This is a genomic window from Flavobacterium chungangense LMG 26729, from assembly GCF_000735715.2.
GTDB lineage: Bacteria > Bacteroidota > Bacteroidia > Flavobacteriales > Flavobacteriaceae > Flavobacterium > Flavobacterium chungangense.
In genome coordinates this window covers 595127-610816 of record NZ_JASY01000001.1, presented here as the reverse complement: position 1 = coordinate 610816, position 15690 = coordinate 595127, and the positions used below count along the sequence as shown (strand labels likewise).

Below are 15690 nucleotides of genomic sequence, written 5' to 3'. Positions count from 1 at the left end.
AACACTTGTATTTATGGTTGGGAAAGCAAGTTATTAAATAAAAAGTGTAAAAACAACACTTTAAAATTATTGCCCTTTGCAATTGCAAAAATATTTTGTCGTTTCATAAATTTTATTTTAGTCAGCTTCTTGTTTAAATTTCGACCAATACAAAAACAAATAAGTAATAACCAGACTATCAAATCAATAATTTTTGTCATTAATTTTCTGAAAATACGTTTTAGATTCCATTTATCAAACCATTTTAAAACAGGTTTTTTATCCGTAATTTTTACAGGAAGCCACACATATGTCCCATCAATAGGATTGTCAGGTTTCCAACGGTCGGCCATGAAAATAAACTGATCTTTTTTACCCTAAGCAGGTAAAATATAAGTGCTTTGCGAATGAAACGTAAGGTCGGCATCTTTACCGGTACAGGGATTTCCTATCGATTCCCACGGTCCCCAAATAGAATTCGATTTAAAAGAACGTGCTTCATTTGGTTCCCAGCCTGTACAGCCTGAAGTTATCATATAATAAATTCCGTCTTTTTTAAAAATTGCCGGTGCTTCGTTATGACCTGCCGGCGCCATTCGGGTCCATTTTTCTGTAAAATCTAAATAATCATCAGTCAATTCAGAAATATGAAGCGTCAGATTTTCCTCAGAAGAATGGATAAGGTATGTTTTCTCATCCCACATACACCGTCAAGTACCGCGACATCTGCCCTTTTACTCTTCCACTAATATTACTTAAACATATTTATTTTTACCAAAGCTGACGCAATAACTTGATGCATATCATAATATTTATATTCGGCCAGACGTCCTCCAAAAATTACATTATTTTCTTCTTTTACTAACTCATTATACTTCCTAAGTATTTTATTATTATAATCATCATTAATAGGATAGTATGCTTCAGTTCCAGGTTTCCACTCTTGTGGAAATTCTTTAGTAACAATAGTTTCCGATAATTTACTGAATTCAAAATGTTTATGCTCTATAATTCGAGTATAAGGAATACTTTTTTCTGTGAAATTTACAACCGAAACACCCTGATAGTTTGGAATACTCATGAACTCATGTTCAAAGCGCAGGCTTCTATATTCTAAATGCCCATATTTATAATCATAAAATTCATCTATTTTACCCGTATAAACTATACGTGTAGCTAATTTAGTAAGTTCATTACGATTTTCAAAAAAGTCTACTCCCGTTTTAACTTCAATATCTTTTAAAAGTCCTTCAATTAGTTTGTTATATCCACCAATAGGAATTCCTTGATATTTATCATTAAAATAATTATTATCATAAGTAAACCTTACGGGGAGTCGTTTAATAATAAATGTTGGAAGATCTATAGCTTTACGTCCCCATTGTTTCTCTGTATATCCTTTTATTAATATTTCGTATATATCTTTCCCAACCATACTGATGGCTTGTTCTTCTAAATTTTTTGGTCGAATAAACCCGGCTTCCTTAACTTGATTTTTAATCTTCTCTTCTACTTCTACAGGACTTTTAATATTCCAGAGTTGATAAAAAGTATTCATGTTAAATGGTAAATTATATAATGTATCTTTATAATTGGCCAATGGTGAATAGGTAAAATCTTTAAACTTTACAAATGAATTGACATAGTCCCATATATTTTTATCATTGGTATGAAATATATGAGGACCATATTTATGAACATTAATTCCTTTTATATTTTCGCAATAGATATTCCCTCCTGCATGTAATCTTTTATCAATAACAAGACATTTTTTTCCGAGGTTTGTCATTTCACGTGCAAATACTGCACCATATAGCCCTGACCCTACAATTAGAAAATCATATTCTTTCATCTTTAAGTACTATATATTTTAAAACTTAAATTATATTTCTTCATGTAATCGAGCATCTCTTGATGATTGCTGGATTGTACTGGTCTGGTATGTAAAGAATAGATGTCATCAATTATAGCCATATTAAATTCAGTATAATTAACAATTATACCCCAGTGAAAATCTAACCCCCAACCACTTTTTGATTCATTAAATGTGTGCAACACTTTTCTTAGCGCATCTCTTGAAAAGCATGGCTGCATGATTTCAACAAAATTTGTAAAACGGATAAGTGAGTTTGCTTTTCGCAAAGTATGTGGGTGAGAAAAATATGAATTAGCTATAGCTGGCTGAGCTAAATCTAACTCGTAATTTTCCATAAAATCAAACAACTTTTGTATATTATTCTGATCTATTGATATATCATCATCTGGCATATAAAAAAAATCGTATTGATCAATTAATCTTTCATTATTTTTTAAATAATTGTAAATTAATTTAAATTTATTTCCCGTACCAACAGTAATAAAAGGAGTATCTAATTTAAACAATTCATACGAGTCATCATAAACTATTAAGTGCAGGTCAAATGCATTCTCTCCTTTGATCCACTGTTGATGTAAACTTGAAGCCCCAACAGTTGCTATTATACAATGTTTTTTATTCTTGCGCTTCTTTTTTGTTAAATTCATGATTGATTCGTTTTAATTTTTGAATAAAAATTTTAAATTTTCAGGATTCTAAGATCAAATTCAAATGTTTTTTTCTTCTGAAAATTTTGCCGGATGATATAAGAGACTTTCTGTTATTTCCTGATTAAATATATTGGGCTTAAACCTCATAGAATTGCCAAATAATTCATTAGACTGATTAATATCAATTCTTTTATAAAATCGGTTTTTGCAATTTTCAGGCACGTACGGGCCTAAACCTCCAAAATCCTGTATATTAAAACCTCCGTGTTTGAGCAAAGTTGGAATAAGCACTTCATGATGCCCCTGCCATCCATTTTTTAATTGATTGTGTAAATACTCTAATGCTTTATTTGAAAGACGGTATATTGGATTAAAGGACCGCACTTTATTTTCTGAAAGAATTATTTTTTTTTGATGGAATAATGTATTCCACCAATACCAATTGGGATTTTCATTGAAATCATTCATGTGAGAACTTATAAAATCTGCAGAATTAAATTTTAAAAAAAAAGCAAAAAAATCTTGCCAATTTCCGTTATAATGCACATCATCTTCAATTAACCAGTAAAAATCATATCCGGGATTTTCCAGAAAGAACTGCAGTAATGGAAAATGATTATTACCCGGCAATAAATCTTCCCCAATAGCCTTATAACCAATATCTGCAAGAATATCATTTGTGAAAGGAAATATTCTTATATTTTTTTTAAATTCTACATTTTCATCATTATGATTACTATGAAATAAAATATAAGCTTTATGGTGATTACTAACTTTACTAAGGGATTCATATTTTTGATATATCACTTTATTAGTTTTGTTTGTTAATAGTAATAAAGCTGATTTCAAATTATTACATTCATTCACTTTAGAATTGTCTTTAAAAAATTCCATCAGATTCTTAGTTTTATTTCGTTAAAAGTTTCTGTGATCAACTATTTTTTAAACATTATATTTTTCTATTGCGTTTATCAATAAATAATAGAGGCTAATTTTGTTTTTTACACTAAATACTTCTATTATTTTATTTAGAGCAGTATTAATTTCAATTGCGTTATTTTCTAAAGTAAAATTTTCATTAAAAAAAGTATAGACAAAATTGTGCCATTCCATTTCCCATTTTTCTTCATAATAATCTACTTTAATATTTCTATATTCCTTTAAATAGGGTAGTAAAACATCTTTGTTCTCTAAGAAATATTGTTCGTTTAAATCTGTTATTTCTCGTGGCATATTTAAATTATATTGGGAATGTTCGATTTCTAACAGCCTTTTAATTATTTTTAATATGTCATTGTCAGAAATCTTTATTGCATTAAAAAAAATTGTAATAATCTGAAACATTATTTCATTTATTGATAAATGAAATTCATCCTTATATTCAGTAAAAGCAGAAAATAATAAATCCGTTAATCCAATATTGAAACCTTGCCAAGAATCAGAATCATTTTCAAATAATCCATAATGAATAGAATTATTTTTGAAATTCATAAAACTTCGAAAGTTTTCTTCTTTTACGATTTTTAATTCTGAAGGATTTTTAGCAAGAAACTCTTTAAAATAGCTATCTATTGACTTTGTAATTTCGAGAGCATTTTCTTTTTGTACTACAAACACTAATCTTATATTATATCCTCTTAGCTCGTTTAAATAAAAATAAAACGGCAAATTTTTATTTTGCGAAATAAAAGGAAATATAGCGTCTACTACTAAAATATCCCACATTAATTTATCGTAAAAAATAGAAATACATACATTTATTGTATCTTCATTCTGAATAACATTTGAGTTATTATTCGATTTGAATTTTATCTTTTCATTCGAAGTGAGCGTCTCCATAAGATTCTTCATTAACAGTTATTCTTTTATTGGTTAAATTTTTATTCATTTTTATGCGGTTACTCATTTGAGAAAAAAGCATTATTAATGATGAGCAAAATACCTCATTCAATACTTCAAAATACTCTGAATTATTAGCAATTGAAATATTTCCTTCTTTGAAAATAATTTTATCATTGGGAATGAATTGTCCAAATTTCCAACTATCATCAAGCAAAATAATATTATATTCAAAACTTTTTTTTGTAATAAATATATTTTCAATAGATTCTGAATTTAAAGTTGATTTTTCAACAATAGAACCAGCATACACCTCGTTATTACTAAAGCAGTAAACTAACTCAGTAATTGATGGTGTTTTATGTTTCATATATATATGTTTTATTTCTATGTTATTATACTCGTTTTTAAGGCGTTCAACATCACTATGGGGTAAAGCGTTTAGAAATTTTTCAGGAAACAGCACTACTTTTCTTCCTAACAATTCAAGACGATTTCTTAAGTCAAAATCTTCAAAACCATAACCTTTCATATTTTCATCATATCCTCGTAATGTTTCAAAATCATCTTTCTTTAAACATATCCTGCCACAACAATCTCTTTGCGTACCTTTATCTACTGATAAATATATATTTTCACCTTTTAAAAAAGACTCATTAATAAAATTAGCAAATCCTTCACCTATAAAATTGTCAGCATCTACATTACACACTATGTCTCCAGTGGCTTGTTTTGAAACAACATTCTTTGAGTGACTCATTAAAAAATATTCGGGTTCACTCGTTTTTATGTATTTTAAGACACCTTGCTTTATATATTGAGACATTTCTGTATTTATCCATTGATCTAACTCGTCTGTTGAATTATAATTAAGCACAATAAATTCTACATTTCCATAATCTAAATTATTTTCAATGTTTTTTGGTAAAGTTTCTTTTAGAAAACTTAAACGATTCATACACACCGTACAAAAAGATATTTTATGTTTTTTTTTTGCAATCATGATTTATAATTAAAGCTTTTAAATAAAAATTAATTGTAGGTAAGTACCTCTCTGAATTTGTAGAATATGCGTTCCGCTACACTTAGATTTTCAGTAACAATTTCAGCGTTTCCTAGTAATTCCTGGGTAAATTTTAAACTTTTATTGTAGGATGTTTTTGTCCCTTTTGGGAGGGTAATAAATACTGTATAATTCCCTTCCGTATCAGGAGATATAGAAAAATTTGTGACTTTACCAATAAGCATTCCATATTGCTGATATGGATAATTATCTAATTTGACAAATACTTTTTGTCCAACACTTACTTTTCCAGCGTTTTGAGCAGGTATCACGAGCTTCCCAACTAAATTGGAGGTACTTATTGGTAGAATTGTAAAAACTACATTCCCAACATTTACAAATTGATTTGCACCCCAAAAATCTTGAAAGCTAATAACACCATTTATCGAAGATATCAACGCATAGTTGTATTCCCAATTTCTAATTGCTTCTTTAAGTAAATCATACGATTGTTTCAAATTTTTTAATAATCTGGTACTGTCTTCCTGTTCATTAATTTTAGTACTTATTAGTGTATGGTTAGCAGAAGAAATATTTTCTGTAATCTGTGAAATAGAAATTGCCATCGAACTAATGTTTTTTTGAATTTGTATAAACTCTAATTCCTTTAATTCATAATCTCTTTGCGAAATAATACCTTTTTCAAATAAATGCTTATCTCTTTCAAAATCTATTTGTTTTAACTTAAATTCGCGTTCTTGCAACCGTTTTTGAGCAATTTGATTTCCTAACTGATTTTTTAATTCCTGAAGGGATATTTTATTATCACCTAATTGATTTGTATAGGGATCTAAATTTTTTAATAAAAAATAATCGGTGTAACTTTTTTCAAAATTCACATAGGCATTATTAATATCTCCTAATGTAAGATGAGAAGTTTTGTTAAATGGAAAGCGAAAGCTGTTTATCTCAAATGGAAGTGTATCAATAATATTTTTCAATAAATAAACATCCCTAAAATTCCCTGTATTTTTTATAATGGCTAATTTTTGGCCTTTTTTAACAGTATCCCTGTTTTTAATGAAAATTTTATCTAATTGTCCTGAATACCTTGATGTCACTTTTTCAGTAGGTTGCTTAGTTGTTACTAATATTTTAGCTGTTACAAAATCCGGATATTTGATAATAAAAGACAGGCAAACTATGATGCAAACAAACATAAAAACAAGTGTAATACCCCACCTGATAATCCAGATTGGTGGATTTGACAAAATTTCCTGAACTTCCTCGGATCTTAAATTTAAGTTATCTTCTTTTTGATTTTTAGGCATAGCTATCATTACTTAATTTTTCTAACTCCAATTGATTTTTCACTAAATTATAGTAAACTCCTTGTTTATCTAATAATTCATTATGCTTACCGGATTCTTTTACTTTACCATCGTCTATAACCACTATTTGATCTGCATTTTTGACTGTACTTAAACGATGTGCAATGATTACAACAGTTCTGTCTTTAAAAAAATGATTTAAATTTTCCATAATAATTCGCTCATTTTTAGCATCTAAAGCAGATGTTGCTTCGTCAAAAAATAATATATCCGGATTTTTATAAACTGCTCTGGCTATAAATAGACGTTGTTTTTGCCCCGTGCTTACCCCAACTCCTTCATTACCTATTTTAGTGTTAAAACCAAGGGGTAAGGATTGAATGAAATCATAAATATTCGCTACTTTTGTTGCTAGTATTAAGCGTTCCTGATCTATGCTTTCATCTCCCACTGCAATATTGTAAGCTATAGTATCATTAAAGACGTAACCTTCCTGCATTACTACACCACAATTGGCCCGCCAGCTTTTATGAGATATCGAGCTTAAATAATGTTCGCCAAATAAAATAGTTCCTTTTTCAATATCGTAGAACTTTAAAAGTATTTTCATTAGAGTAGTTTTACCACTACCGCTAGCACCTACAATAGCTGTTATTTTATTAGCAGGGATTTTTATGTTTATCCCTTTTATTGTATTTTTATTACTCCCTAAATACCTAAATGTTACATCCTGAATCTCTATATCCTGACCGGTTTTTATATTAGATATTAAATGTTTTTCTTTTCCTTCTTCGTCTTCTTTATTGTGAATTTCTCCTAACCGTTCTAAACTTATCTTAGCGTCTTGAGCCGCCTGAATAAAACCAACTAATTGCTCAATAGGGCTATTTAACTGACCAATAATATACTGAACGGAAAGCATCATCCCTAAAGTAATAGATCCATCAATCACTAAAAGTGCAGAGGTAAATGTGATTAAAATATTTTTTATTTGATTAATAAATGACGCGCCAACTGCTTGTGTTTGCTGTAAGGATAAACTTTGCATGGATACTTTAAATAATCGTGCCTGTACGTATTCCCATTTCCATCGTTTTTGTTTTTCGGCATTGTGCAATTTTATTTCCTGCATCCCATTAATAAGTTCAATAACGGTACTTTGTTCCTGACTCAATTGAGAAAAACGTCTGTAATCTAATTCTTTCCGGCGTTTTAAAAAAAATAAAATCCAAAGCACATAAATGATACTGCCAACAGCAAATATGAAAAAGATAGATAAACTGTAATAAATTAGTACTGCTCCAAAAACAAATAAATTGACCATAGAAAACAGGGTATTTAATGTAGAACCTGTAAGTAAGGTTTCTATACGGCTGTGGTCATTAATCCGCTGCATAATATCACCCGTCATTCTGGTATCAAAATAAGATATAGGCAAATTCATCAATTTTATAAAAAAATCAGAAACTAATGAAATATTAATGCGGGTACTTAAATGCAATAAAATCCAACTTCTAAAAAAACCAACACTTGTTTGCCCAAGGAACAACATTACCTGAGCAATCAGCACTATATAAATAAAATGAATGTCCTGATTTTGTATACCAATATCCACAATACTTTGAGTTATAAAAGGAAAAATAAGTTGCAGTATACTACCAACTATCAAACCAATAACAAGCTGTAGAATTAGACTTTTGTATTTAAATAAATATTGAAAAAGGAAACGAAACGATTTTTTATCGGTTTCATTCCAGTTTATTTGTTTAAACCTTGGAGTAATTTCTAATAATAGAGCAATTCCTTCCTTTGTATCCTCTGTAGCATTATTACCTATCCAACAAGTAATAAACTCCTGTTTAGTATATGAAATAAGACCATATGAAGGGTCAGAAACATATACTATATCTTTTTTAATTTTATAGACTACTACAAAATGGGCTTTATTCCAATGAGCAATTAAAGGAAAAGAAGCCTCTGTAAGTGTATCAAAATCTAATTTAACACCTAAGGATTTAAAACCAATGGCTTCAGCGGCATCACTTAACTTGAATAAATTACTACCCTCTCTGGTGGTTTCTGATAAATCCCGAATATCTTGCAAAGAGATTAATTTACCATAATGTTTTGCTATAATGCGTAAACAAGTTGGACCGCAATCTTTAGAGTCGGGTTGTATATAAAAGGGAAAATCTTTTTTCAATATATGAATTACATTTAAGATTTAAAAAAAATTATAAGTTTTGTCAAATTCATTGGTTTCAAACAAAAAAGTGAGACTAATTATAAAAAGTAGTTTGCATTTTTATTTGATAAAAATTAATCATAATTCCATTACTACTTCTTTATATTTCATTTGAGCTATTTTAGATTCATAGTAATATAAAAGCAAGTGATAACTAACAAATTCGTTTTCTCTACCTTTAGTTCTGTATAATCTATTAAAACTCATATGTGAAATACTAAATATAAGTTCGTCTATATTTTCAATATTTGATCCTTCCTTGATTATTTTTGCTATTGATTGTTCTATTTTTTGGTCTCTCTTAGTTACGAAAGAGATCAATTCATTATGGTCTGTCTTTTTTGATAGAAAAGAATTTATTTCATTTTTGTTTTTTCGATATTTCAGACTTAACTGGCGTTTTAAATTAGTGTCATAATTCATTTCTTTTCTAAATGCTGACACAAATCTTTCCATTAGATATTTCTTTCTTTCTATAGGAATCTTAAATACATTAAGCAAACTATCTAAACTGTAAAGACCTGCTAACCATTGAACATTTTTAACTTCTGTGTTTTCAGTATAATCTAATATTTTTATAATCATTTCACTATCATGATAAAAAATATTTTCAATATCCTCTATATAATCTGTACCATATCTTTCTAATTCCCTGCTATACGTATCTGTTTGTAATTTCCAAATCAGGTTTTGTTCCATTAATGTTTTTGATAATGAACTTAAATCCTGTATAATAGGGAGGATGTTTTTTTGATCTGTCAAATAAACTCTGATACGTAAATGAAATTCAGGATCATAATATCTAATAAAAAACCATTTGTTTATATAATTATTCTCCTTCCAAATATTAATCATTGGTACAAAATAATCAACCAATAAACTATCTGCAGTTTTAACACCAGTATAAATTTTAAAATAGAACCATTCATCTCCTAAAATAAAATCCCTTTTACTATTTCCATTCATTATTTGATATTTTAATTGTATTAATTTTTGTAAAATGAAAAAACAAACTCATTAACAAAACCTTTTCCTTTAGGATCTGTACAAATTGTATCATCTGAAAAAAGAAATTCTTCCAAAAAGAAAAAACTTTTATTTTTAATTAGGCTCAACAGCATTTTGATGCTAGAGAGATTATCAATATTAATTAATAGTTTATTGTCTCCTTCGACTAGATAAACTAATTTTGGAATATTATATTTATTAGAAAACTCGACAAATTTTTCAAAAAGCTTCAGGTCATCTTTAATATCTAATATTCTTTTTATTTTATCAGATGTAATTTTCCATTTTGAAGTGGATAGGATAATATTTTTGTAAATGACTCTAGGGAAAAAAGTTAAAGAACTTGAAATCATTGCATTCCATTCAAATGTTAATGATTTTCTTTTATCGACTGACTGCATATCACATAAAAAACGGTAAATAGAAAGATTACTTAGCTTATAGTTATGCGCTGTAGTAAGTCTTGGACATATTTCTTTATTTAATTTTTTAGATCTTAAAAAAATACGATTATTTTTGATAGAAATCAGTAGGTCACTAATTGGAATTTGCTCTTCGTAAGATTTAGTAGATCTAGATAAAAAAGGTATTTCATAATTTCGCAAAGAAGGACGCATTAAAACATTTCCTATCCGATCTTCAGGTAAATGAACAATTTCAGCCAAAATTGTATTAGGATTCAAATTATTCTCCATAGCTACTATTTCCTCAACAAATTTATTTAGATTTAAATCTCCATGGCAAAATCTGCCAAATAAATTTCCAGCACTACTGCCTGAAAACGCACTCAAATGGATCATGGTTTGATTTTCTATAACTGCAATTTGTGCAATTGTCGAAAAAGTATCAGGTAAGTTTAGCCAATTAGATTCTAATATTTTTATTTCATCTTCTCGAATTTCAATAACTTTACTATCACTTTTTTCTGCTTCAATTATTTTATTAAATAAAAGGACATCAATTTGTGACAATTTAGCACTTGTTTCTTTGCTGTCAGAATTATTGAACATTATATCATCAATGAATGGATTTGGATCTCCTTTTCCTGAATTAATTGGATAACCCAAACCAATTTCGTTATCAAGTGCTAAGGCTAAAGAAATCTCTTTGGTTTCATACCTTTCATAAAAAGCTTTTTTAAAGTCTGATAAATTTGTATTATTGTTTTTTGTAGATGAAATCTTATTGATTAAAGTTAGACCTTCATAGATGTTATTTACAAGATCTCCATTTAATGTATTATGATTATGTCCAATAATTAGATCCGTTTGAAAAACATATTTTTCATTAAATGCAATATTAAATTCTTTAAGGAGCTCTATTATTTCTAAATACGCATCTACGCTGTTTGGATCATCATTATCCAATTCAGCTAATTTTAATTTTATTAATATTAGATTCTCAATTAATGAACTTTTATTATCGATCCTCTTCAAAACAGATACTATATGATCAAAATTTTCCATACCGGAAACGGTCTGTTCTAATTCACTTACTAAGATTTGACTATCAATTAACTCTATTATAAATTCTCTAGCATCATCAAATTCAATATCATTACTGACAAGTAGATTGGAAATTTGAGATATACTTTTACCTTCACCACAAAATTGAATAATTTTTTTAAGATAATCTGACGATTCAACTTCAATCATTTTTTGGACTAAAGTAGCGTTATCATTATATTTAGATTCGATAAAACGTAAAAAATTGCCCAATTCAAAAAGACTATTATTGGGAAAGAAATTTAATTGTTCCTTGATTGAAGGAATTCCTTTCAAATACTTTATTAGTAGTCCCGTTAGATCCATATCAAGTCTAGTATGTCTCTTATTTAATGAATTCTCCCTCTCAATTCTACTTTCGTTCAAAAAATGACCAGTGGAACATCCTGAAAACAAACCAAATGGAGTGGGTCTGGAACATATTCTAGACAAATATTTTAAAAATGAGTTTCGAATTTCTCCTTTTTCATCTAAATTTTGACCTGTTGACCATTTTTCAACCTCTTTGTAAAAAACTGGTGACGCCAGGAAAATGGCTTCTTTGATTGTTGAATCTAAAAAAATATGTTTTAATTGCTCATCAGTAACTTTATTTTCTTTTGTGAGTTTTAAAAAAAAATCTATTGTTAAAAGGGGGGTACGTAATACGTATGTGTCAAAAATTTTGTACATAAATTAGTTTTCTTTGTTTTTTGTAGATTTTATCAATTCAATTCCTTTAAGAATATATTGATCCTCAGTAAAATTTGATGTGGTTTGGTTAACATAGTGATCTATTTTCAATCCTTTTCTTTGTACTCCAGTTCCATCGGGATAAAACGCACCCATAGTAGTGAATCGAAATTCTGTCCCATCAGGTAGTTTAAAAATGGCAATATTCATTACAGAACCAGCTGTGTTTTCACCTACTGTTATACAATTAGGAGATGCTTGAATAGCCATTCCTACAAACTCTGCCATACTTTGAGTGGTTTGATCTACTAATAAAATAATCTTTTTATTATAGTATTTTGAATTTTTACCTCCGTTTTTAAAAGGATCTATTATAAGGCTAATCGAAGGCTTACCAAAGCCCGCTAATGATGGTCTATCTTTTAATGGCGATAGAACTTTAATAAATTCTTTCCTGTCTGGATAGGTGTATTTTGTAATATCTGACCCTCTAATATTTTTTGGATAATTTCTTAAATCTATTATAATCCCATCCGTGTTAGAAAATGCTTCAAAAGCATTTTTGATATCCTCTTTAGAAATTGTTTTTAAATTTATATAGCCAATATTATCATCAATAAGTTGCCATTCTTTTTTATAAGAAAATAATGGAAGCGAAGAATAATCTTTATTTTCAAAGGTTTTATAGAGATAAATATATTTTGTAATAACAGAATCGTTTCTTTTAATTCTAACTTTAACACTATCTTCTTTATTACGCAGCAACCACCCAGAAAACCCTTTTGAATAAGTATCATTTGAATAAGAAAATTTTGATTGTATCTTTTGCTTTTGAAGTGTTTTAATGTCTAGGTCATTAATTTCAACAATCAAATCCCCCAATTTCAAATCATCTTTTTTTGCTAAATTTTTATTAAAAATCCTTGTAACAACTAAAGTGTCATTAATATTCTTTATTCCGATTGGAGCTCTATATTTAAATAGAGAATCGGATACTGTTTTTGATAAACAAATAGAATGTGAATCATTAAGTGATACAATTAAGTTGTTCTTTGCTAACTCATATTCTAATTTAGAATTACAGTTTACGAAGTTACCAATAAAATGATCTAACTGACCAAACCAGTTTTTATCCATCAAATATTTATTTACATAATAATATTGGATGACGTTCCAAAAACTGAATAACTCTAATAGCCTATGGCTTTTAATTTTAGAGTCAAATGCTATAAATCCTTTCTCATTTTCGAAAGTCGGGATTCCACTTTTTGAAGTGTAGTAGTAACCTATACTTGTATTGTTTTCTAATTTTTTTAACTTGGCATAAAGTTCTTTATTGTCCGAATACTGTTCTATCCAGTTATAATCAAAATTTTTTGTGAATAGATTATTCGTATTTGTCTCGGTCTTTATTTTACTTTCTTTGACTGATACAACAAAATTTAATAAAAAAGAATCAAGATTTGTTTGTGTCTTTACTGCATCTAGTTTGTCAATATTTTCAACGAAAATTTCGTCCCAATTGTAATTTCCTTTGCTTACTTCAGAATGATGGTACTTTAGAAGTCCCCATACCAAACCAAATTGTTTGTATTTTTCAATACTGGTAATAACTTGCTTTTCTTGAGAAAACATTTGCATAATAAAACAAAAGCAAAGCGTAATTGCGAAAATATTTTTTTTGTTCATGAAGTTCTTTTTAATATTTGATCATTAACAACTCTTCAGAAATCGGTGCTTCTGAATATAAAAATTTATGATAACAGATAAGGACTCCGGTAAGTCCTTCAAGTATAGAAATATTTTTTTCTGTAGAATTGGGAATTGAGAAGCCATAATAAACATACTCATTTGATTGTATTTCAATTTTTTTATTGAGTGTTTCTTTTAACCAATAATTTGCTGCATCCCAAAATACTTCATTATTTGAAATATTATATATATTTAAAAATAAAATGGCTATACCGCAAGTGCCATGACAAAAGCCAGCATCAATACTATGTTTTTCTCTTTTAAGGGTACGACTGGCTACAAAAACTAATTTTTCTAAAATTACTTTTTCAAATATTTTTTTTTGTAGTAGTATAGAAGCCATCAATAAGGTGTATAAAACTCCTAAATCGCCATAACACCAACCTAATCTTGAATTTTCTGCGGTTAAGGTATGCTGTTCAAAATCGACGGCTAGTATTTTAAATGGGTAATAACTGTAAATTTCTTTTGTAATTATTTGTGCATTATTAAGATAAAACTTTATTGAATTATCTATCAAATCATTAACTATTATTGTTAAGTCCTCTGTTAAAATATTTTTTTTTGATAAAACCTTTGATAAAAAGAAAATATTTGCCCCTATACCATGTGCATTTCCCATATCAAGGACAATATCAAAAACATCATAAGAGTCATATTTTTTCCAATAAACATAACCTTCTTTTGTTGTTGTTGATGTTGTGCTTAAAATTTTGACAATATCATTAACTCTAATCTTATTTTCTCTTTCGATGAAATAGAGACCAATACCAAGTAAACCATGCAAAATATCTAGATTGTCTTTTTCATTGTATATATCTATGTGTTCTTCTAGTACTTCATCAATTTCCTCTAAAATCTCATCAATCTGATTGTTTAATTCTTCATTGAACGTGTCAATAAATTTATTAGATTTTAATTTTAAAAGAAAAATACCATAACCAGCTAAACCATCGCAATAAGTTGGAGTTAATTTTTCTGTGTTTTCAAGAATTTTAATCGTTTTCTGGATGTATTCATTTAATACTTCTTTGTCATTAACAATTGGACTAATTTTAGAATATTCAAATAAAGCCAGAATTATCCCCGGTAAGCCAGAAAGAAGACCAATATGATTCGAGTTTCTATACTCTTTTATACCATCCCAATCTAGAAGAAATTTTAAAATAATAGAAATTTCTTTTGTAATTAACTTTTCTGTATATGTATCAATTTTTTTCAATTTTTTTCAATTTTTTTAACACAATAAAATGGTAGATTTTTTCTACCATTTTTATTGTGTATAATATTCAAAGTAATTTATTGGGTATATCCCATAAACGGTTCGCAACTTTCTTTGTCAGGATCTGTATTACAACTTCTCTGGGGACCCTCGGAAGCTATAGCACAGCCATGATAATTACAACAAAGAAAACCAGTGCATTCCGAGTAAGATGTAGTTCCACCTCCCTTAATTGATAATTTTTGTTCATCTGTTAACTCAGAAATTACTTTTTTTTTAAGATTTAATTTTTTCATTTTTATTAAATTTTATTGCCTTGAAAAGATAAAAAGACACTCAAGGTTTGTGTCTGCCAATTGCGCAAAAGGGTATTTTATGCTAAAAACATCTGTTTTAGACTTCTATTTTTACTACAATAATTTGTTTACTTTACTCATTTTTTTGATTTTTAATAAAATACATTGTCTTGAAAAGACACTCGTAATTTGAATTCTATATTACTAGACAAAAGGCTTTGTTTAAGATTAAAAGAATCTATTTCATTTAAATTAAAAGGATAAAATCTTATTAATTTAAACAAGCAAGATTTCAAATGTAGGATTTGGTAT

Annotated in this window: 13 protein-coding genes; all 13 read right to left on the bottom strand. The window is 28.2% G+C overall.

Annotated elements, in window-relative coordinates; translation table 11 throughout:
- Window positions 1-356 precede the first annotated feature (356 nt).
- The gene (locus JE46_RS24445) at window positions 357-683 is read right to left on the bottom strand and encodes a family 43 glycosylhydrolase (protein WP_051872798.1); all 327 of its coding nucleotides are present in this window, start codon (window positions 681-683) and stop codon (window positions 357-359) included.
- 47 nt (window positions 684-730) lie between these two features.
- Window positions 731-1831 (bottom strand): UDP-galactopyranose mutase, encoded by a 1101-nt coding sequence (gene glf, locus JE46_RS02290; protein WP_031453643.1) that lies wholly within the window; start codon window positions 1829-1831, stop codon window positions 731-733.
- Between the two features lie 2 nt (window positions 1832-1833).
- Window positions 1834-2502, bottom strand: a complete 669-nt coding sequence (locus JE46_RS02285; protein ID WP_083480834.1) for a DUF707 domain-containing protein — start codon at window positions 2500-2502, stop codon at window positions 1834-1836.
- A 60-nt stretch (window positions 2503-2562) separates the two neighbouring features.
- Window positions 2563-3399, bottom strand: coding sequence for a hypothetical protein (locus tag JE46_RS02280; RefSeq protein WP_051872797.1), 837 nt, complete (start codon window positions 3397-3399; stop codon window positions 2563-2565).
- A 48-nt stretch (window positions 3400-3447) separates the two neighbouring features.
- Window positions 3448-4230 carry a hypothetical protein gene (locus JE46_RS02275; protein WP_157505846.1) on the bottom strand — a complete coding sequence of 261 codons (783 nt, stop codon included), beginning with the start codon at window positions 4228-4230 and terminating at the stop codon, window positions 3448-3450.
- A gap of 91 nt (window positions 4231-4321) precedes the next feature.
- Window positions 4322-5347: a glycosyltransferase family 2 protein gene (locus JE46_RS02270; protein ID WP_083480833.1), complete on the bottom strand. Its 1026-nt coding sequence runs from the start codon at window positions 5345-5347 to the stop codon at window positions 4322-4324.
- A 29-nt stretch (window positions 5348-5376) separates the two neighbouring features.
- Window positions 5377-6687 carry an HlyD family secretion protein gene (locus tag JE46_RS02265; RefSeq protein ID WP_209445144.1) on the bottom strand — a complete coding sequence of 437 codons (1311 nt, stop codon included), beginning with the start codon at window positions 6685-6687 and terminating at the stop codon, window positions 5377-5379.
- On the bottom strand, window positions 6671-8881 hold the full coding sequence (locus JE46_RS02260) for a peptidase domain-containing ABC transporter (RefSeq protein WP_031453637.1): 2211 nt from the start codon (window positions 8879-8881) through the stop codon (window positions 6671-6673). The genes JE46_RS02265 and JE46_RS02260 overlap by 17 nt, the downstream gene beginning before the upstream one ends.
- A 120-nt stretch (window positions 8882-9001) precedes the next feature.
- A complete protein-coding gene (locus JE46_RS02255; protein ID WP_031453636.1) occupies window positions 9002-9889 on the bottom strand; it encodes a thiopeptide-type bacteriocin biosynthesis protein in 888 nt (295 codons plus the stop codon).
- Between the two features lie 20 nt (window positions 9890-9909).
- The gene (locus tag JE46_RS02250; protein WP_031453635.1) at window positions 9910-12108 is read right to left on the bottom strand and encodes a lantibiotic dehydratase family protein; all 2199 of its coding nucleotides are present in this window, start codon (window positions 12106-12108) and stop codon (window positions 9910-9912) included.
- Window positions 12109-12111: 3 nt separating this feature from the next.
- Complete coding sequence (locus JE46_RS02245) at window positions 12112-13797, bottom strand: S41 family peptidase (protein ID WP_083480832.1); 1686 nt, start codon at window positions 13795-13797, stop codon at window positions 12112-12114.
- 10 nt (window positions 13798-13807) lie between these two features.
- Window positions 13808-15082 (bottom strand): lanthionine synthetase LanC family protein, encoded by a 1275-nt coding sequence (locus tag JE46_RS02240; RefSeq protein WP_031453633.1) that lies wholly within the window; start codon window positions 15080-15082, stop codon window positions 13808-13810.
- A gap of 77 nt (window positions 15083-15159) precedes the next feature.
- The gene (locus JE46_RS02235; protein ID WP_031453632.1) at window positions 15160-15378 is read right to left on the bottom strand and encodes a class I lanthipeptide; all 219 of its coding nucleotides are present in this window, start codon (window positions 15376-15378) and stop codon (window positions 15160-15162) included.
- Between the last annotated feature and the right edge of the window lie 312 nt (window positions 15379-15690).